Annotated in this window: 14 protein-coding genes; 10 read left to right on the forward strand and 4 right to left on the reverse strand. The window is 46.8% G+C overall.

Features of this window, described 5'->3' with window-relative positions:
• Positions 1 to 36: 36 nt before the first annotated feature.
• The 4 genes from recC to IEY09_RS12180 all read left to right on the forward strand — a co-directional run bounded on the left by recC (position 37) and on the right by IEY09_RS12180 (position 10222).
• A complete protein-coding gene (gene recC, locus IEY09_RS12165) occupies positions 37 to 3816 on the forward strand; it encodes an exodeoxyribonuclease V subunit gamma (RefSeq protein WP_188871233.1) in 3780 nt (1259 codons plus the stop codon).
• On the forward strand, positions 3813 to 7613 hold the full coding sequence (gene recB, locus IEY09_RS12170) for an exodeoxyribonuclease V subunit beta (RefSeq protein ID WP_188871235.1): 3801 nt from the start codon (positions 3813 to 3815) through the stop codon (positions 7611 to 7613). The genes recC and recB overlap by 4 nt, the downstream gene beginning before the upstream one ends.
• Positions 7610 to 9775, forward strand: a complete 2166-nt coding sequence (gene recD / locus IEY09_RS12175) for an exodeoxyribonuclease V subunit alpha (RefSeq protein WP_188871236.1) — start codon at positions 7610 to 7612, stop codon at positions 9773 to 9775. Before recB ends, recD begins: the two co-directional genes overlap by 4 nt.
• Before the next feature lie 66 nt (positions 9776 to 9841).
• On the forward strand, positions 9842 to 10222 hold the full coding sequence (locus tag IEY09_RS12180) for a hypothetical protein (RefSeq protein WP_188871238.1): 381 nt from the start codon (positions 9842 to 9844) through the stop codon (positions 10220 to 10222).
• Here IEY09_RS12180 and IEY09_RS12185 read toward each other — a convergent pair.
• The gene (locus IEY09_RS12185) at positions 10219 to 11154 is read right to left on the reverse strand and encodes a sensor histidine kinase (protein WP_188871240.1); all 936 of its coding nucleotides are present in this window, start codon (positions 11152 to 11154) and stop codon (positions 10219 to 10221) included. The two genes, IEY09_RS12180 and IEY09_RS12185, sit on opposite strands and share 4 nt — an antisense overlap.
• Entirely contained in the window at positions 11147 to 11692 is a 546-nt protein-coding gene (locus IEY09_RS12190; RefSeq protein ID WP_037418059.1) for a heme NO-binding domain-containing protein, read from the reverse strand. The genes IEY09_RS12185 and IEY09_RS12190 overlap by 8 nt, the downstream gene beginning before the upstream one ends.
• Before the next feature lie 528 nt (positions 11693 to 12220).
• On the opposite strand from IEY09_RS12190, the gene IEY09_RS12195 reads away from it, so the two are divergent.
• Positions 12221 to 12859 (forward strand): 3'-5' exonuclease, encoded by a 639-nt coding sequence (locus IEY09_RS12195; RefSeq protein WP_037418238.1) that lies wholly within the window; start codon positions 12221 to 12223, stop codon positions 12857 to 12859.
• Between the two features lie 109 nt (positions 12860 to 12968).
• Here the strand turns inward: IEY09_RS12195 and IEY09_RS12200 are convergent, their stop codons facing one another.
• Positions 12969 to 14009 (reverse strand): LacI family DNA-binding transcriptional regulator, encoded by a 1041-nt coding sequence (locus IEY09_RS12200; RefSeq protein ID WP_037418242.1) that lies wholly within the window; start codon positions 14007 to 14009, stop codon positions 12969 to 12971.
• Positions 14010 to 14319: 310 nt separating this feature from the next.
• Entirely contained in the window at positions 14320 to 15045 is a 726-nt protein-coding gene (locus IEY09_RS12205; protein ID WP_037418245.1) for a DUF3334 family protein, read from the reverse strand.
• A 342-nt stretch (positions 15046 to 15387) separates the two neighbouring features.
• On the opposite strand from IEY09_RS12205, the gene IEY09_RS12210 reads away from it, so the two are divergent.
• The 5 genes from IEY09_RS12210 to crr all read left to right on the forward strand — a co-directional run bounded on the left by IEY09_RS12210 (position 15388) and on the right by crr (position 20225).
• Positions 15388 to 17025 carry a methyl-accepting chemotaxis protein gene (locus IEY09_RS12210; RefSeq protein ID WP_037431210.1) on the forward strand — a complete coding sequence of 546 codons (1638 nt, stop codon included), beginning with the start codon at positions 15388 to 15390 and terminating at the stop codon, positions 17023 to 17025.
• Between the two features lie 209 nt (positions 17026 to 17234).
• Positions 17235 to 17630, forward strand: coding sequence for an ACT domain-containing protein (locus IEY09_RS12215; protein WP_172590834.1), 396 nt, complete (start codon positions 17235 to 17237; stop codon positions 17628 to 17630).
• A 23-nt stretch (positions 17631 to 17653) separates the two neighbouring features.
• On the forward strand, positions 17654 to 17911 hold the full coding sequence (locus tag IEY09_RS12220) for an HPr family phosphocarrier protein (protein ID WP_037418255.1): 258 nt from the start codon (positions 17654 to 17656) through the stop codon (positions 17909 to 17911).
• Between the two features lie 29 nt (positions 17912 to 17940).
• Positions 17941 to 19644, forward strand: coding sequence for a phosphoenolpyruvate--protein phosphotransferase (ptsP, locus tag IEY09_RS12225; protein ID WP_188871242.1), 1704 nt, complete (start codon positions 17941 to 17943; stop codon positions 19642 to 19644).
• A gap of 71 nt (positions 19645 to 19715) precedes the next feature.
• Positions 19716 to 20225, forward strand: coding sequence for a PTS glucose transporter subunit IIA (gene crr / locus IEY09_RS12230; protein WP_037418261.1), 510 nt, complete (start codon positions 19716 to 19718; stop codon positions 20223 to 20225).
• Positions 20226 to 20372: the final 147 nt, after the last annotated feature.

Raw genomic sequence — 20372 nt, forward strand, 5'->3', positions numbered from 1 at the left:
CTATGCATAACAGCAATCCCAAATCGTGAGTCGAATATGCTGAAGTTAATCCAATCCAACCAAATGGAAGTGCTCTGTGCTCATCTCGCTGCGTATTTGCGCCAACCACTACCCGGCACGGCGTTATTGCAAAACGAGCACATTTTGGTGCAAAGCCCTGGGATGTCGACTTGGTTACGCCTTGAAATTGCAAAACAAAATGGCATTGCCGCCGCGCTTGAGTTCCCTTTGCCCTCCAGTTTTATTTGGCAACTGTGCCACGATTTACTGCCCAATGTCCCCAAGGAAAACGCCTTTACTAAAGCGGCAATGACCTGGAAATTAATGCAACTACTGCCTCGCCTACTTGAGGAGGAATCCTTTGGGCCACTGCGGCATTATTTAGGTCATATGGAGTCAAGCAGCCCCGACTCGAGCACAACAAATAATCAACTTGAAGCGTCAAACTCAATCGCCGCCGATAATATTAAGCTTTATCAGCTCTGCGGCCGTATCGCCGATATCTTCGACCAATATTTAGTTTACCGCCCCGACTGGATTGCCGCATGGGAAGCCAATGAACCACTCGATGCACTCAAATTAAATGAGGAACAACGCTGGCAACCTATTCTTTGGCGGGCGCTGATTGCCTTCAACCGTGACGAACTGCGTCAAAGCCATTACCACAGGGCCAATTTACATCAGGATTTAATTGCCGCGCTGGCTGATAGCACCCATTCCATTGCCAAATTGCCTGAGCGTTTATTTGTGTTTGGCATTTCGTCTATGGCCCCACAAACCATTGACGTGCTCCACCAGCTCGCGGGCCGAATTGATGTCATCATCCTTAACCTCAGCCCCTGCCAGCATTATTGGGGCGATATTATCGATCCTCGGCATCGAGCGCGAATGGCACTGCAATATGCTGGTAAACGCCAATTGGCCGAGCAATGGGAGGATAAACTCGAGGTCGGCAATCCGCTGCTTGCCAACAATGGCAAAATGGGACGCGAATTACTCGATATGCTGCTCGAACTCCCGCCCGAATACTGCGATTTTGGCGACGATGTGTACTGCGAGCCCTGCGGCGATCCTAACGATCCGCATAGCAATGCCAACATGCTGGCCGGGGTGCAATACGATATCTTAGAAATGCAGACCCTCGACCGCGTACTCGGGCCAGATGCCGAGCTATATCAAGATGTTGCTAATCGAAGAGTGTTAAAAAACAGCGACCATTCGATTCAAATCAAGAGCTGTCACAGCCCACTGCGCGAAGTCGAAACCTTACACGATCATTTACTCGACCTGCTGGATCGCGACAACCAACTCACGCCCAAAGATATTGTGGTAATGATGCCAGATGTCGCCGCCTACGCGCCCTATATCGATGCGGTGTTTGCCGCCAAACAGGGGCTCGAATATATCCCCTACGCCATTGCCGACCGCGGCGCGGCGCAGGAATCGCCACTCATTAATAGCTTTTTGAATTTACTCAATATTAATCAGAGTCGCTTCGGACTGACCGATATTTTAAGCATTTTAGAAGTGCCAGCGATTTTACGGCGTTTTCAACTCGAAGAAGACGAGCTACCACTGATCCGCCGTTGGTTAGATGAAGCCGGTGTGCGTTGGGGGCGCGATGAGCAAAGCCGTGTTAAACAGGGCGTGCCTGCCTTTGAGCAAAATTCTTGGGCCTTTGGCATCAAACGGTTAATCTTGGGCTATGCCTTAAGGGACGATGCCCCCTTGTATCAAGCAAGCCCACAGGCACCAAGCTATTTAGTGGTTTCAGGGGTAGAAGGCCAATCGGCACAGGCCCTTGGCAAACTGTTGAACTTTATTGAAGTCCTCGATGAAACCACACTGCAATTAGCCCAGCCTCAAGTGCCTTGCCAGCGTTTATTGGAACTGACTGAACTGTTAAATGCTTTTTACGCCCCCGATGAGGATGAGCGTGAGCAGTTACAGGAAATCCGCGACGCCATTGCCACCTTAGAGCAAGAGTTACTGGCCGCCAGCCCTGCTGACAGCTATACAACGGCATACGACGTTAACCCCAATTTTTTAGACCAAAGCGGCTTACACTCAAACGCCTTGAACTTAAGCATCGAAGTACTCGCACAATGGTTTAATCAGCGCTTAACCGAGTCACGGGTTGGCCAGCGTTATCTTGCGGGCAGTGTAAATTTTTGTACCTTAATGCCGATGCGCTCGATTCCATTTAAGGTGGTGTGCCTGCTCGGCATGAATGATGGCATATATCCGCGCATGCAACATCCTGTGGGCTTTGATCTGATGGCACATTTTGGTGCTCGCAAAGGCGATCGCTCCCGCAGATTAGACGATAGGTACTTGTTTTTAGAAGCACTACTCTCGGCACGGGAACAGCTTTACATCAGCTATATTGGCCGCAGTGAGCGGGATAACTCGGAGCGCATTCCCTCTATGCTAGTCTCCGAGCTGATTGAATATTGCCAGCTCTGTTATGTGCCAGAATCGCTTACAGCAGAAACTCCAGCCGTGGGTAATGAAGCCGCCCAACAGGCATTGCTTGAGACCATCATAAGCCACCAGCCGCTACAACCTTTTGATCCTAAACTGTATCAGTCAACAGAGCCGCAAGCGCAGGCGATAAAACAAAGTTACAGCCAGCAATGGTGCCCACCGGACATCAGCACGCAATCACTCCAGTGTCGTTTTATTGATGCCAACACGCTGATCGTGCTCGAAGATGACACGATTGGGGATAGTGATATTCAACAAGATGTTGAGCCACTAAGCGAAGAAGAACATGTCGATATCTCCGCTTTTATCCGATTCTTTCGTAATCCCGCGCAATATTTCTTTAACCGCACACTAAAGGTTGATTTAAACCTGAATATTCAAGCGGATGATAATGATGAGCCTTTTAGCCTCAATGCGCTTGAGCGTTATCTGTTACAGGCAAGGTTGCTCGATGATGCGCTCGAGCAAGGAGCTCTCGAACAAGGACAGGCGCAGCCCAGTAGCGAACTATTACAACGCTTAAAAGCCAGTGGTAATTTACCCATGCAGCCCTTTGATGATCTGCTGCTGCGCCAATATAGCCATGATATCGCGCCGCTTGTCGGCAGAACCTTATTTATGCGTGGCGATGTCCCCCCGTGCCATGCGGATATTCGGCTCGCCTTTGAGTTACCTCATCAGAACGCAGGGAATCAGGTAAAAACCAAGCGCGTGATCCTCGAAGGTCGCATTGATGATATCAGTCCAAAAGGCTTGGTCAGTTGTCGGCCCGGCAGTGCCCATGGGCGGGATATTTTAGCGCTGTATCTGCGCCATTTATGTTTAATGGCCGCTGGTCTAACTCAACCTAGCGATCATCTACAACCTAGCTATCTACTCGATATGGGGCATTTTCACGCTCTCTCGCCCATTGCACCAAAGCAGGCCCATGCTCAACTGGCTCACTTGTTACAACATTTTTATCAGGGACAGTTGCATCCACTGTGTTTTATGCCCAAAACCTCCCTTGCCTACGCCAGTGCAGAGATCAATCAGGATGAAACCAGTCAACTTGATGGCCAGCACGATAGTCAACACAGTGTGCGGCTAGAGGCGGCGCAAAGCGAATGGCTGGACGAACAAGGTGAGCTTGGCGAAGGCACCGATCCCCATTACCAGCGGCTATTTCGGTTTCCGCAGGATTTTACCGAAGCAAATTTTGGCAAACTGGCCAACGAGATCTATCGACCCATGCTGAGCTTGTACCATAAAGACACCCTCGCCCAACTTGAGGAGTTTGTACTCAATGTAGAACCACAAGCCGCAATATCAGAGGGAGCGCAGCAATGAGTGAACTATCAAACAATATGATACTTGCGACTACATCACAGGCGCTGCCATTAGATCCGCTCACTCTGCCATTTGGTGGTAGCCGATTGATAGAGGCCAGTGCGGGCACAGGTAAAACCTATACGATTTCGGGCTTGTATCTGCGACTACTGCTTGGGGATGGCTTAAGCGAACCACTGAGTTGCGAACAAATTCTGGTAGTAACCTTCACCAATGCCGCCACCGAGGAGCTGCGGGACAGAATTCGCCGCCGTATACAAGTGGCTTTTAAGTGTTTCTTAGGGCTTGAAATTAACGATCCCTTTGTACAGGCGCTGTACGATAAGACCCCTGAAGCCGAGCGCGCTATCGCCCTAAGACGCTTCGACTTAGCGCTCAAATCCCTCGACGAAGCGGCGATTTTTACCATTCACGGTTTTTGCCAACGGATCTTAGCCGATCTCGCCTTCGAATCCTCTTTACTGTTCGAGTCAGATTTTACCTTAGACGACAGCGAGTTTTTGCACCATGCGGTGCGGGACTTTTGGCGTGAAGCCTGCTATCCGCTGCCGGAATATTTAGCCCAGATTATTGCCAGCGAATTTGGCGATCCCGATGGCTTAGTCAAGCAGCTTCGGGCCTTGCTCGGTGCCAGTGAAGCAAAACCGCTTAAACCCGTGCAGCCCTTTGCTCGTTTGGCAGAATCCTTAAGCCAGAGTGTGCAACGCTTTAAACTCGCCTGGCCGCGTGGCCGCGACGCGCTGTTAGAGCTACTACATAGCCTGCCACTTAACGGCCAACGTTTTGGTAAGGCGAGCGACAATTACCCTAAACTCGCGGAAATGTTCGACCAACTGGACAACTTTATCGCCTTTGGTCATGGCTTACCGCCGCTCAAAGTGCTTGAGGCCTTGTCACTCTCAGAGCTTAAGCTCAATAAAGGCGGTGTACTCCCAAGTGCCAGTGAAGCACCACTGCTTGACCATATGGAGCAATTAGCCACGCTAATTAACGCCATTAAACCCGCGTTTTTATTCAGTGCTAAGCAAGGGATCAGCGAGCGGTTTGCTAAGCAAAAACAGCTTAAAAATGTGCTGACACCGGATGATTTGCTGACCACCTTAGCCGCAGCGATGCAGGCCAATCCTGATACTTTGCCAAAAGCGGTGGCAAGTCGCTTCCCTGTGGCCTTAATCGATGAATTCCAAGATACCGATCCTTTGCAATTTGCGATTTTCTCGGGGATTTATCAAACCCGTTTGGGGATTGAAGCGCAAAATTCGACGGCTGTCGAACCTAAGGCTCGCACGGATAGCAAATTAAGCCTGCTGATGATTGGTGACCCCAAACAGGCGATTTATGCCTTTCGCGGCGCCGATATTTACACCTATATCGAGGCGCGCAGGCAAACCCAAGCACACTATTTTCTCGACACTAACTATCGCTCGAGTCGTAATCTGGTGACGGGAGTGAATCACCTATTTGCCCAGCATCCCAATCCTTTTATTAGCCAATCGATTCCCTTCGATCCGGTCAAAACACCCGCCAGTGCGGCGGCAAAACAGTTAGTCGAAAGTACAGCCAATAGTGCCGCACTGCGGTTAAAACTGTTACGCGAGGGCGAAACGGGGCTGAATAAAGCCAGCGCCAGACAAACCTTGGCCGAAGATACCGCCGCCGAGATCACCCGTTTACTCACCGAGGCCGCTAATGGCCAATGCCATACGCCAAAAGGGCCGTTAATTGCCAAAGATATCGCCATCTTAGTGCGGGATAGAAACGAAGCTGCGGTCATGAAAACGGCGCTCAGTAAACGCCAAATTGGCGCGGTCTTTTTAAGTCGCGACAGCGTATTTGATACAGTGGAAGCGCGGGAAATGGCGCTCATTCTGCGCGCATTAGCCAGTCCCAAGGATGAGCGCGCCCTTCGCAGCGCTCTCGCCACCGCGCTACTTGGCTATAGCGCCAAGCAAATTCATGCCTTTAACCAAGATGAAGAGCAGCGCCAAATGCTGCTCGAACAGTTTTTTGCGCTACATCAGATCTGGCAAAAGCGCGGCATTATGCCGGCGCTGCTGAGTTTAGCCAACGCTACCCATATGGTGGCACGCCTACTGCAAACACCCAGCGTTACCGCCACTGCCAGCCAAGATAGCGAAGAGCCCGATGAGGCGAGCAATGGCGAGAGGCGACTAACAGATTTTCGCCACTTAGCCGAGCTGTTGCAGCAAAAGGCCACTGAGATTGATGGCATCAGTGCCCTACTCAATTGGTATGAGCAACAACTAATTGATAATACAGGGGCAGATGAGCAGCAGCTTCGCCTTGAGAGTGAGCAAAATCTGGTGCAAATCGTGACGATCCATAAGAGTAAGGGACTGGAATACCCAGTGTGTTTTATCCCCTTTGTTAGCCTTGCGCGGGATAATCGCCGCCGCCCGACACCCATGCTCTATCACAGAACCGATGCGGATGGGGCACAAGAGCTGGTATGGGATATTGAAGGCACAGACGAAGGCTGGGAGCAGGCAAAGCAAGAAACCTTAGCCGAAGATCTTCGCCTACTTTATGTGGCGCTCACCCGCCCCGTATACCTGTGTTATTTGTACATCGCTAACCATAGCCGGATGTTAAAAGCCGGGATCAAAAGCCAATTGCATGAAACCGCTATCGGTTACCTTTTAGGCATTACCGATGCCGACTGTGATTTTGCTCGTCTGCACAATGCGGCGCAGGCGCTGCTTAATGGTGTCGAGTCGAATGCACAAGCGATCAGCGTTGAGTGTGTGGCTGACAACATTGCTGATAGCAAGCTGCACACGGGTGAAATGCAATCCCACACCTTAACTGCCCGTAATGTCACCCGTCAGTATCGCACCCCATGGCGAGTAGGCAGTTATTCAGGCTTAGTCAAAAATGCACCCCACGCCAAAGCCAGCCCGGGCGCTGATGATGAAGTTAGCGCGGTATTTGGCGCAGAATCAGCCAATAGCCTAAGTGAATCCTCATGGCAAGATACCGCTGATATGCCACAACTGCCGCTACTCAATCGCTTTAGCTTTGAGCGCGGTGCCAATGCGGGGAGTTTTATGCACTTAGTGCTTGAGTTAATTGATTTTACCCAAGCTAAAACCGACTTACCGCGAGAGCTACCTAAGGCCATGTTGCAATATGGTATCGCCCCCGAATGGCAAACCGTATTGCAAGACTGGTATATGGAAATATTGCAGGCTCCGCTGGCATTAATGGCGCAGGATAATCAGCTCATCAATCCCGAGCTGTGTTTAGCCGCGCTCGCGCCGCAACACACCTTAGTGGAGATGGAGTTTTACCTGCCTTTAAATCAATTAAAAGATGCAGAGCTTAATCAACTCCTCGGGCAATTTGGTTACGATACCGCGCTGCATTTTGATGAATTACAGGGCATGCTCAAGGGCTTTATCGACTTAACCTTTGAATATCAAGGTCAGTTTTATATCGCCGACTATAAATCAAACCATTTAGGCGACACGATTCAGGCTTACCATTATGGTGCGCTTAAGCAGGCGATTAGCGATCATAGGTACGATTTGCAATATATTCTCTACTCCCTCGCCCTGCATCGTTATTTGGCGATGCGACTGCCAAACTATGACTACGATACCCATATCGGCGGCTGTTATTACTTGTTTTTACGGGGAATGTCGGTTCAGTATCCCGGTTTTGGTGTTTACTACGATAAGCCACCTAAGGCGCTCATTCTCGCCTTAGATGCGCTGTTTAACCGCAGCCAAGATGAAAGCCATATGAGTCAACATAATACGGAAGCGATGGCATGAACCACAGCACCGATATGAATAGCACCGATATGAATAACGCCACAGCCCTTGCAGCCAATTGGTACAATGCAGGTGCACTCAGACTTAAAGCACCACTGGCTGAGTTGCTCAAATATTGGGAAAAAGAGCGGCTTATCACTGCACTTGATCGCCATTTTGCCCTTGAGATGGCCCGTCTTCATCCCAATGACGCCCAAGAGCCACTGTTTATGCTGCTGTGCGCCCTGTTGAGTCAGCAACTGTCGGCCCAACATACTTGTCTAGTGCTCGAATATATAGTGCCAACCAATCCGATGGCGGAATCGATAAACCGCTGTCAAATCCGTTTAAGCCTTACTGAACTGATTGACGCACTGCAACACTTTGACACCATTGGAGCACCAAATAGCAATAAACCACTGATTTTTGAGGATGGTAGACTCTATCTTGAGCGTTATCATCATTTTGAAACCCAAGTCGCCAGCGCCTTAACAAGGTTATCAGCGACGGCGCTTTCGTTAACGCCCTCGCAGCCTTTAGCATCGGATAATCAGTCACTTTTACAACTACGCAGGCAACTGGATTGCTTATTTCCAAGCGCAACCCAAACCGTTGAAGCAAATATCGATTGGCAAAAGGTCGCCACCGCTACTGCGCTCGGTAGAAAGCTAGCGGTGATAACCGGTGGCCCCGGTACAGGTAAAACCACCACGGTGACTAAATTGCTGTTGTTACAACAATTAGGTACACCAAAGCAGATAAGACTTGTCGCCCCGACAGGCAAAGCGGCCGCCCGTTTAAGCGAATCCATTAAGGCATCTAAAGCGAGACTCGAGCAGGAACTTAAGCAGGCTCAAGCGACAAACGAACTGGCGCAAAACCACGAAACCCAAGCCCTGTTAGCCGCGCTTAAGCAAGTACCGGAAGAGGCATCAACCTTACATCGCCTGCTGGGTGTCATCCCCAACTCAGCACATTTTCGCCATCATCAAGGCAACCCATTACGGCTCGATCTTTTGATTGTGGATGAAGCCTCCATGGTCGATTTACCTATGATGTACAAGCTGCTTAGCGCATTGCCGGAACACGCAGGCTTAATATTGCTAGGGGATCAGGACCAACTCGCTTCAGTTGAGGCAGGCGCCGTACTTGCCGATATTTGCGCCGGACTTAAGCAAGCCTCGATGCAACATACCGAATGGAAAATGCGTTATAGCCAAGCACAGGCCGAACAATTAACCGCGCTCACGGGCTTTAATTTAACCCCCTTTATCCACGCTGAGCCTAAAATTGGCGATAGCCTGTGTATGTTAACCCACAGCCATCGATTTAAAGGCGATGCCGGGATTGGCTTGCTGGCCAGCGCAGTCAATCGTGCCGATATCGCGGGCATTTTAGCGGTATGGCAAAGAGGGCTAGCCGAATTAACCTGGCTAGAACACAGCGTAGATCACAGCCAAACTCAAGCAAAAATCAGTGAACCTAGCAGTAATACCGGACTTAAAGCGCTACTTGCACAGGCCTGTGAGCAATACGGTGACTATTTGCGCCTATTACAACCAACGCACGCCACCACAATACACACGAGTGAGCCATTTTGCCCGCCAAGCGCCATGGAGGCGATTGCCAAATTTAATCAATATCGCATTTTGTGCGCCATGCGAACCGGCGATTATGGTGTCGAAGGGATTAATCTTGCGGTGACGAAGGCGTTAGCACAGGCCAAACTTATTCAGCCGCAGCAGGAGTTTTACCTCGGGCGCCCGATTATCATCCAAAGCAACGACTATAACTTAGGTCTGTTTAACGGCGATATTGGTTTGATTTTGCAGGATGAAGAGAGAGCTGACCGACTGATGGCCCACTTTATCAAAGCCGATGGCAAACTGCTAAAAGTACTACCCGCAAGGCTACCTAGCCACGAAACCTGTTACGCCATGACGGTACATAAAAGTCAGGGCAGTGAATTTAATCGAGTCGCCCTAGTGCTCCCGCCAAATCCTAGTCTCGTTCAGTGGCAATTGCTCACCAAAGAGCTGATTTACACTGCTATTACCCGTGCAAAACAACACTTTAGCTGTTTAGGCACACAGCAAGTCTTCGAGCGTGCTAGCTTGCAAGCTACCCAGCGCGCCTCAGGTTTAGCGGATAGACTTTGGCGCGATAAGTCGATAATCAGCTAAAATTTAACAAATTGATTAATAAATAAAAATAGCAAAAAAAGGAGCAAGGAGTTGATGGAGCAAACAATGATAAAACTGCAACAGATGCAAGATGTCATCAATTTATTTGATAGCATCAAGCCTGAGGCGCAGTTACCCGCGCAATACTATGACTGCACACGCTATATTCGTTGGTCTGAATTTGAGGCAATGCAAGTGTATGAGCTTGATTTTGAGCCTTATTTATCAATTGCTGAACGCTGTAACATGCGTTTTTTTACCCTGCATCAAAGCCAGCAACGTGTGTACCTTGCTCATTTAAATGATGCTGGTCACGCACCAAGATGGGAAGCCCGGCCACTATTATTACCTCAGTTGCGGGATATCGAGTTAATGACTCATCTTATGCAAGATCATGCCTATCAATTAGGGCTGAGGATCAATCTTAATCTATGCTATCCCGTTTAGGGGTTGGTGCTAGACGGCATCGAAATCGCTTGAGAATCGATTGGAAAAAATATCTTTATCGCAGTCCCCTTACCCAACTCAGATATGACGTCGATCGTGCAATCGTGCTGGCGCAAAATTTGTAACACAATCGACATACCGACTCCCGTCCCAGTCCCAACAGGCTTAGTGGTGTAGAAAGCATCAAACATTCTACCCAAGGTATACTCATCCATTCCGCAACCATTATCGACAACCGTTAAGCAAATGTTTGTATTGGATTGAGTCAGCTTAAGCCGTATTTCTGAAGACCTATCGCTCACCACATCGCAAGCCTGATAAGCATTTACGATAATGTTCATTAACACCTGATTGAGCTCACCTACATTAAACAAAATCATAGGCACATGCGAAATCTCTTTTTTTATCAATACATTGTTAAACATTGGCCGCAGTAATTTAAGAGTGAAATCCAGAGCGTCGGCTAATTGAATGACAGATTTTCCCGTCGAGTCTGTTCGTGCAAAAAAGAGCAAATGATTAACGATATCTTTTATACGCATTAAGCCTTGGCAAGTATCACTTGCCAGTTCAGGCAAATCCTCTTTGATAAATTGCAGCTTAGCCTGGTCAATCTGCTGTGTATCGCCACCCTCTATACTCGCCAATAAATCCTGGGCGTAGTTAGTTAAGCTATTGATGTTGGAGAGAATATACGCAAGTGGATTGTTAATTTCATGGGCAACACCAGCAGCAACAGTCCCAAGGGAAGCCAATTTTTCCTGCTGGATCATTGATTGCTGTTGCTGCTTAATCAGATCGATTTGTTGTTGCAACAACACATTTTTTTCATAGAGTTGGCGGGTACTGTCTTCGAGTAGTTGCTCAACCTCTTGCCGAGCCTTTTTTTCCCGCTGATAGGCTACATAATAAGGATTTTCGCTGTCAGTCATTTTGTAACTCGATGATTAACATACAATGATCGGCACCAGTGTGCATGCAAGTATCGTGGGTGATCTGGATCTTTTGTTTAAAATGCTCGGCAGCGCCAAACAACAAGCCTTCCGCGCAAAAACATAACCGACGGGGGGATGAATACCTTAACGCAATTTGATTGTTCGGTAATAACTGTCCATTAATGTGCGGCAATGAAGGCTCATGGTATAGCTTATTCACCTCTAAATGGATCACATCATGGATCCCCATGACTAGGGAGGTAAAATCGTCAAACTTGTCAACAACACCGACATGACGGGAGGCTAGCCCATTAAAAAGAAACTGCCCAAATGCTTTTACCACGTCCTGTATCGGCATATTAAGCCGCTGAGCCACGTCCTGAACAATGCTAAATAACTCGGACTCAGCATAACTTTTGGCAGACACATACACGCGATCCTTAGGAGCATGTTTTTCCAACAAATCGTTCCACACTGACATACCGCACTGAGCCACGACCATATCTTCAAGCACATTAAAAATAATTCCTTTCATACACACCTCATGGGGTGACCAAGTCGAGCTAACAGGCGAGTGTCACATTTGTCCTATACATTACCTATAAAGTAATAGCAGCAATCTTAATGTTCACCAGTATTTTTATGCGAAGTTGCTAGGGCGTGTTGAATGTTTCTAAACCCAAGTCATCAAGTAATGACGTCATAACCAAGCCGTAAATAACATCGTCGATAATAACCCTTAGCAGCAGGTCTATTCGTGAAGCGTTACCACTCAGTGGTTACATGTTGATTTAGATACACAGATGCGAACTTGCGTCTCTTTTCTTGAATAAAATCAACAGGAGTATAAGTCGACGTCCATCAATGCAGCATCCTGTTATGCAAGGGTTATTGATGTGCTAAATGCGCTTATCGCGCCCTTTATGCCAGTAAAAATTGCATCGCAATTTGACAATCTGATGGATAGCCACTTTTGTTTAGTCTAATATGCCACCAACTGTGAAATAGGCCATGCAACAAACGCATATTACAAACATTGCCATACCAATAAGTAGTCACTTTTATGCCTAAAACACCCGCCCACTCGCCCGCTAATACCCTTGTGGTCCTCGATTTTGAAACCTCGGGTCTTTCGCCCAGTCAAGGCGCTCGAGCTATTGAGGTTGGCGCGGTATTGATTGAACAAGGCCAAATCACTGCGCGTTTTTCAGAATTAATGAATCCAGGTTTTCGGATAAACACCTTTATTGAAGATTACACCGGGATCAGCAATCAAATGCTGTCACGTGCAGCGCCCTGCGCCGAGGTAATGTCACGATTTGCCAAGTTTATCGGCAAGCACCATTTGGTTGCCCATAATGCCGCATTCGATCAGCGGTTTCTTGATGCTGAATTTGCTCAAATTGGTCACCAATATTCCGGCCAGTTTGGCTGTTCTCTCCTGTTGGCAAGGCGCTTGTACCCAGAGGCCATTAATCATCAACTGGCAACATTAGTACGCTATAAACAACTGCCGACCGAGGGGACTTTTCACCGCGCGCTTGCTGATGCGGAAATGACGGGACACTTATGGCTACGAATGTTAGCGGATCTGAAACAGGACTTTGCAATAGCCGAACCACCCTTCAGTCTAATGCAAAAAGTGATGAGCAAGAGTAAAGCTGAGGTGCCTAAGTTTCTGCGTCAATATGCCAGAGGTTAATCCACTCAGCGTTGACCAGTTTTACACCATACACCAGCCAAACTTGTCATAAAAAAGCCAAGTGCTAGCAAACACTTGGCTTAATCGCGTAAATCAAGACAGAGACAGCTTAGCCTAGCAATGCGTGGTCAATCCCGCAGGAACTGCGAACGACTAAGGTGGTTGGGATCAATTGAGGGCCTACCGCCTGACCGCGAATAAGCTTGAGCAAACTCTCGACTAAAATCTCACCCGCTAACTGAGTATTTTGTTTGATGGTCGTCAGTGGTGGATTAGCAAAACTTGCCACAGGAATATCATCATAGCCCACCACAGCCACTTGCTCTGGCACTAATATCCCCTTCTCTTTTAAGGCACGAATGGCACCAATAGCAATCAAATCACTAGCGGCAAAAATCGCATCAAACGTAAGCCTTTTTTCTATTAATGCCATCGCCGCATCATAACCAGCACTTTCGGTGCTAATGGCTGAAATTTGCCGCTCAGCCACCACTGGTAATCCTGCGGTTTGTAAGGCTTTGACATGACCTAAATATCTGTCCCTAAATTCTGGGCTATGACTAGAGGCGTCACCTAAGAAGGCAAAAGCGCTACGGCCAAGGGAAATCAAATGTTCAGTGGCTATCAGGCCACCTTGGTGATTATCACAACCAATGGATAATACGGATTTATTGTTATGCTCGGCGCCCCAAATCACAAAATGAGTATGCTGAGCGAGTAACTTTTCAAGCTTCTGCTCGTAATCCATATAATCGCCGTAGCCCAGCAAAATAATGCCATCAGCTTTATTACTGTCTTCGTAGTCGGCATGCCAATCGCTAGAAAGCTGTTGAAATGAAACGAGTAAATCATACCCCTGTTGCGCAGTTGCCCGTGTTATTGAGCCTAACATCGACAGAAAAAATGGGTTGATAAGGGAATCATCATTAGTCGGGTCTTCACACAATAACAGCGCCAGAGTATGGCTATTTTGGGTACGCAAATTACTGGCGTTTTTATCAACCTTGTAGTTAAGTTCCTTTGCAATTGCTTGGATCCGCTGACGGGTCTCTAAGTTGACAAGCGGGCTATTTCTGAGGGCTCGGGAAACCGTAGACTGGGATACACCAGCACGATAAGCAATATCAATTGAGGTCGCTTTCGATGCCATAACGGAGGTCACCATAATTATTATTTTGGGGGATACTAAAACAGTTCTAATGACTTGTATAGCCGAAGGGTTTACAACTGTCTAACAAGTTAACCGAGTTAATCTGCTTTAACCTATTGAAAGCTAAACTAACTTAACCGCACACCTTAACGCTGGGTGTTTAACCACGATAATGCGACTTATGATTGTGTGACTAAAAACACAGACTAGAGAAAATAAATGCTTCAAAAAAACCGCTAACGCTATTCACAGCTTTGCATTCACTAATAATTAGCTGAGTCGCATTTATTTTCTCTTAACCAGATAGAAGTTAAATCCCTAATTCATCGAGTAAATCATCGGCGTCCACATTGGTATGATGTTGACTTATCGCGGGCTTGTCCGCCATTCGGCTCCAAGGAGTGCTTTCAACATTTGAAGCTTGCGTCCCACTCACGCCGTGCTGTTCGAGTAAGCTATCAGGGTCAAACTCCTCATCATATTCAAACTCATCCAGTTTGATAAACTCGGTCTTATCCATCGCAAATTCAAGGTAGAAAATGTGATTATTTTCGGTTTTAAAGGACACTCGCCTTGCTACGGCATCATCCAAGTTTGCATCAATAGAGATAGTCAACTCTTTGTTTATCGTTAACATTTTTGGCTGACTTTGGCTGATGGAAGTTTGTAGTTCCTTAGAGACTTTATTAATAAAGTCACCTAAGATTTGGTTCATTAACTCCCCCATCACATTACCCACTTCATCAGAAGTATGGGAAAAGGCTAATTCCTCTTCAGGCATGCCCATATTGAGCATATAGCGACGGTAGATTTCGATAGCCGCAGCAGCGGAAAAGTTAATAACAACAAGCCCTGAAAATCCCCCATCAAAAATCGAAAAACATCCTAAGTCGGGTTTTAAGCGGGTACGAGCAATACTTTGTACCATACCAGCATGGCTCACATGGCTTGCGCTGGTACTCGATAATACATGGGCAACAGAGTGGCATAACTTCAACAATATATCGTCAGAAGTCACAATCGTATTTGTAGTCATAATTGATTCTCAAACATAACAGTTGATTAATCTTGCGCGTAAAACGGTAAAAAATCAAAATTAAAACAACTAATTAGATATAGTTATCATGAGTGAATTTGTTAATAAATGGTAAGTTGTTGAATTTAATAAATACTTCATCACATGCGATTAGACTGATGAAATATCCTCAAAATAAGCCATAAAATCATCACTCAGGAGAAGGCCTGCAAAGATCCTGCTTAAGATCAAAGAAACCCCATATTGTTTACCAGTTTATATGAAATTTAACCCGCTAATATTCTATTAAAAAACATTCGCAGGTATATTGTTGAACATTATTTTTGCGCCCGAGGACTCCAGATGATCACTTTTTTGCGCCAATTCACCATTTTAAAACGTCTAATGATGATGTTAGTGATGGCGGCCATTGGAACTGTTTGTTTTGCAAGTTTTTCGATTAAAGAACAATACAGTAATTTGATCGAACAAAAATGGTTACAAATCGATGGTCAACTTGGCAGTATCCTCAGTGTGATAGACGTTTATCGCCAAGATGCTGTTAACGGAAAAATGAGCGAGCAAGAGGCTCAAAAAGCTGCTGCGAACCTCATTAACCAAACCCGTTATGCCGGGGTTGGTTACTTTATTCTGATTGATGACAACAACCAAATCCTAGCCCATGGTGAAAATGCCAGCCTAATCGGTACCTCTGCACAAAATTTCACACTCCCCGATGGCACTAATCCGCTGACTACGATGCTGTCTCAAGCTCGGCAACATGACAAAGCCATGCTGGAATATCCGATTGCTAATCCTGTTTCAAAAATTGTTGAGGACAAATTGGCCGAAGCCCGCTACTACCCACAATGGGGCTGGACTGTGATCACAGGGGCTTATCTCAGTGACGTCAAAGAGAGTCTGTATAATGTGATGATCGACTATCTGATTATCATGTTTTTGATTTCTGTACCTATTTTTGCATTTTTCCTTGTTCTTAATCATTCGATTACCTCACCATTGAATGATGCTATTGAAGCCCTTGAAGATATCGCTCAAGGCGAAGGCGACTTAAGCCAGCGTTTAAGCACTCAAGGCAAAGATGAAGTTGCTCATCTCGCCCAAGCCTTTAACCTTTTCGCCCAAAAAATTGGCGATATGGTGGGACATTTGCAACCCCTGGGAAAATCGCTCGACAACGATGCTAAACAGTTAATGCTTGCCGTTGAGGAGTCGAACCAAAGTGCGGAACATATCCACCGTGAAACCGGTAGCGTAGCAACGGCAGTTAATCAAATGCTGTCTACGACCCATGAGATGGCGAGCAATACCCAGCAGGCCGCCGATGCCGCCACCAGTGTGAAAAATCAGGCACAGCAAAGTAAAGCTGTGATTGACAATACGGTGCGCGATACCGAGAAGTTGGTCCAAGAGCTGAAAGCATCAGAAGCAATCACTCAAAAATTGGGACAAGCCTCTGGTCAAATTGGCAGTATTTTGGATGTGATTCGGGGCATTGCTGAACAAACCAATTTGTTGGCACTTAATGCCGCCATTGAAGCTGCTCGTGCGGGTAGTCATGGCCGAGGATTTGCCGTTGTCGCAGATGAAGTAAGAGCCTTAGCCAATCGCACCCAAGACTCGACCAATGAGATCCAAAAAATTATCTCAGAAATTCAAACCGGTGTGGGCTCAGTGATGCAAAGCAATAGCCAAACCCAACATCAATCAGAAGAATTGCAAGCTAAGGCTCAAGAGGCTGGGCAAGCCATGGCCGCAATTCTGGGGCTAATTGCCCACATCAGCGATATGAACACTCAGTTAGCGAGTGCGACAGAAGAGCAATCCCTCGTGACAGAGGAAATTAACCGTAATATCTGTAATATTTCAGAGCTAACCGAAGTGTCTGTAAAAGCCAATGACAGTAATAGCCGAGCAGCACAATCATTACAGGATATTAGCCAGGATATGTCCCATACCTTAGGACAATTTAAAATCTAACCTAGCGGATGTTTTCAATAGCAAACAAGAGGACGTATTAAAACGTCCTCTCTTCCTTTAAAATTAGCTAATGAAACGACACAATCAACCCGAACATACGAAATGCAGGCGGATTGAGGATGAAGTTGAGAACCATGTCCTTTAAACAGGAATCCATGTTATAAGGTAAACTCCTAACTTGCATTCACCTCGCCAAAGGAGAACCGCCTATGCGTATGACCTTAGCCGTACATACCCGGCAATATACCATTCACAGTTTTAGCCCTAAGGCGCAAATTCCTACCGAAGTTTTTGCTGAAGAAGTGTATTTTATCTGCAAAACAGAAGAAGGTTTGACCTTGGTTGTGCCTAGTGAGCTTTCGCTTGATAGCTTAGAGCAAGAAACTAACTGGAGCTGTCTAGAAGTGTTAGGCCCTCTAGGATTTTCATTAACGGGTATTTTATCGAAAATTGCCAGCACCTTAGCCGATGTGCAAATCAGTATTTTCGCCCTTTCAACCTTTGATACTGACTATATTCTCGTGAAGAAAAATTGCCTCCAAGGCGCCATTGCTGCCTTAAAAAAGGCCGGTTATAAGATTATAGAGTCGAACGAAGCGCCATAATATCCATAAAGAGTTAAACCACTATGTACGAAAAATCTGTCACTATCACCGCAAAACATGGTATTCATACCCGCCCTGCGGCACTATTGGTGAAAGAAGCAAAGACCTTCGATTGCGACGTTTTGGTTGAATGTAACGGCAAGCAAGCCAGTGCTAAGAGCTTATTTAAGCTACAAACATTAGGTTTATACCATGGTGTCACTGTCAGGGTTTTCGCCGAGGGAGAGCAGGCGCAGGAAGCCGTCGAAAAAGTCTCGGCCTTGTTAATCACCTTAAGTTAGCGAACCGCCCAACATCATTAGGAATGACTATGTCGATAACGGGGATTATTGTGTCATCGGGTATAGCCTTCGGTAAGGCTTTACACCTTAATCATTGCGAAAACCACCTCGACTATCGCCCAATTCCGCTCTCTAGGATCCCGCAGCAACAAAGTAAGTTTCTTAAGGCGTTACAAACACTGAAACAACAGCTCAGTCTAAGCCAAACTAAGCTCGATCCTGACAGTGAAAACTACCAACTGATTGAAGCCGATTTATTACTCCTTGATGATGAAGAACTGATAGAACAAGTCAAAGAAGCCATTCGCACCTTACAACTTTCCGCCAGTGTTGCCGTTGAGCGAATATTTGCCCATCAAGCCAATGAACTCGAGTCCCTAGACGATCCCTATTTAGCCAATCGTGCCCAAGACGTTCGATGCCTTGGCCAGCGCATAGTCACCGCGATTAATGGCCGTTTGGACCAAGGTTTAACTCACCTGAGCGAACCGACGATACTGCTAGCACAGGATCTCACCCCAGCAGAATTTGCCTTGCTCCCTAAAGAGCACATCAGCGGTATTGTGCTTAAAACCGGTGGACTCACCAGTCATACCGCTATTTTGGCCCGTGCAGCAGGTATACCCGCTATTTTAAGTTGTCAGTTCGATGCAGAGCTCATCCCTAATGGCACCCCATTAGTGCTCGATGCAATAAGTGGAGCGCTTTATGTCAATCCGGAGCCTGAGCAACAAGCTCGTTTAACCGTGACCCTGCACCATGAACAAGCAAGACGTCAGGCACTTCAAGCTTATCGCGATGTTCCGGCTCAAACACAGGACGGACATCAGGTTCGCCTGCTGGCAAACGTCGGCAATTTGAATGAGATCACCCATGTCAAAGATGAAGGGGCCGATGGAATAGGCTTATTCCGCACTGAATTTATGTTAATGCATACCAGCACCCTGCCGGATGAAAAAGCCCAGTACAATCTTTACTGCGAGGCTCTGCATGCTCTAGGTGGTAAAACGTTTACGATCAGAACCTTAGATATTGGCGCCGATAAAGAACTCCCGTGTTTATGCCAAGACATAGAAGATAATCCCGCCTTAGGACAACGTGGGGTGAGATACACCTTAGCGCACCCAGAATTATTTAAGACCCAACTTCGTGCCATTTTACGGGCAGCAAATCACGGTCCGATTCGCTTAATGTTTCCTATGGTCAATCAAGTCGAAGAGTTAGATGAGATATTTACGCTTATCGCCGAATGCCAGGATGCCCTCGAAGACGAAGAAAAAGGCTATGGTGAAGTGAGTTATGGCATAGTGGTAGAAACGCCCGCGGCGGTGTTGAATTTAGCCTCTATGCTACCAAGGCTGGATTTTGTTAGCATAGGCACCAATGATTTAACACAATATGCCATGGCAGCAGACCGCACCAACCCACAACTGACACGGGATTACCCTTCCCTTTCACCTGCGATTTTAAGCTTGATAAACATGACAATCATTCAAGCCAAAGCAGCCGAGGTCACAGTATCACTCTGTGGTGAATTAGCCAGCTCGCCACACATCGCTCCGCTACTCGTGGGAATGGGGCTGGATGAACTCAGCGTTAACTTAAGCTCATTACTAGAAGTGAAAGCAGCCATTTGCCAAGGTGAACTGGCGAAATTTTCTGCGTTAGCGCACACTGCGATGCAGCAAAATAGAATTTCAGATCTGCAACAGTGTATAACAAACTGTAAATAGTACATTTAATTGGTTATGCTGCTTTACAGACCAACACAGAACAACAAAAACAAGCAAAGGGGCACCACATTATGGGATTTTTAAGCCGCATAAGGCGATTGGTATCAGGACAGCCACAACTTGCAGGTGGCATTATGGTCTACGCCCCCGTCAATGGGGAAATAGTCGCGATTGAAAAAGTCCCCGATGTCGTTTTTGCAGAAAAGATTGTCGGTGATGGCATTGCTATCGCGCCTAAGGGCGACACGATTGTTGCACCGATTGATGGTACTATCGGTAAAATATTCGAAACTAATCATGCCTTTAGTATTGAATCACCTCAAGGATTAGAACTATTTGTTCACTTTGGTGTTGGCACTGTCGAGCTAAGAGGGCGTGGTTTTAGTCGTTTAGCCGAAGAAGGTCAAGAGGTCAAAGTAGGCGATCCGATTTTGTCATTTGATATCGAGTATCTTAAAGACCAAGTAGACAGCTTACTCACGCCCGTGGTGCTTGCCAATATGGAAGATGTGAAGTATTTAGACAAAGCTCAGGGGAGTGTCACTGCGGGCAAAGATCCTATTTTTACGGTGCAACTTTAACAATTAATCCAGTGTTAATTAGCAGTCCATTTAAGATCCATACCTTAGCTAATCCCCGTTTCTCCGTTAATCATACCGCTGGTAGTTTGCTGACACTGCCAGTGGTCACATTCGCAGCATTAACCTAAGCAAAAACAGCAGCACCTC

Origin of the sequence: Shewanella xiamenensis, assembly GCF_014647135.1 — a bacterium.
Lineage (GTDB): Bacteria > Pseudomonadota > Gammaproteobacteria > Enterobacterales > Shewanellaceae > Shewanella > Shewanella xiamenensis.

Bases quoted from the DNA above. Each gene is read 5' to 3' on its own strand.
- IEY09_RS12200 (WP_037418242.1), bottom strand. From the start codon at position 14,009: ATGGCATCGAAAGCGACCTCAATTGATATTGCTTATCGTGCTGGTGTA.
- IEY09_RS12215 (WP_172590834.1), top strand. From the start codon at position 17,235: ATGCGTATGACCTTAGCCGTACATACCCGGCAATATACCATTCACAGT.
- IEY09_RS12190 (WP_037418059.1), bottom strand. From the start codon at position 11,692: ATGAAAGGAATTATTTTTAATGTGCTTGAAGATATGGTCGTGGCTCAG.
- IEY09_RS12220 (WP_037418255.1), top strand. From the start codon at position 17,654: ATGTACGAAAAATCTGTCACTATCACCGCAAAACATGGTATTCATACC.
- IEY09_RS12205 (WP_037418245.1), bottom strand. From the start codon at position 15,045: ATGACTACAAATACGATTGTGACTTCTGACGATATATTGTTGAAGTTA.
- IEY09_RS12210 (WP_037431210.1), top strand. From the start codon at position 15,388: ATGATCACTTTTTTGCGCCAATTCACCATTTTAAAACGTCTAATGATG.
- IEY09_RS12180 (WP_188871238.1), top strand. From the start codon at position 9,842: ATGATAAAACTGCAACAGATGCAAGATGTCATCAATTTATTTGATAGC.
- recB (WP_188871235.1), top strand. From the start codon at position 3,813: ATGAGTGAACTATCAAACAATATGATACTTGCGACTACATCACAGGCG.
- IEY09_RS12195 (WP_037418238.1), top strand. From the start codon at position 12,221: ATGCCTAAAACACCCGCCCACTCGCCCGCTAATACCCTTGTGGTCCTC.
- recD (WP_188871236.1), top strand. From the start codon at position 7,610: ATGAACCACAGCACCGATATGAATAGCACCGATATGAATAACGCCACA.
- ptsP (WP_188871242.1), top strand. From the start codon at position 17,941: ATGTCGATAACGGGGATTATTGTGTCATCGGGTATAGCCTTCGGTAAG.
- crr (WP_037418261.1), top strand. From the start codon at position 19,716: ATGGGATTTTTAAGCCGCATAAGGCGATTGGTATCAGGACAGCCACAA.
- IEY09_RS12185 (WP_188871240.1), bottom strand. From the start codon at position 11,154: ATGACTGACAGCGAAAATCCTTATTATGTAGCCTATCAGCGGGAAAAA.
- recC (WP_188871233.1), top strand. From the start codon at position 37: ATGCTGAAGTTAATCCAATCCAACCAAATGGAAGTGCTCTGTGCTCAT.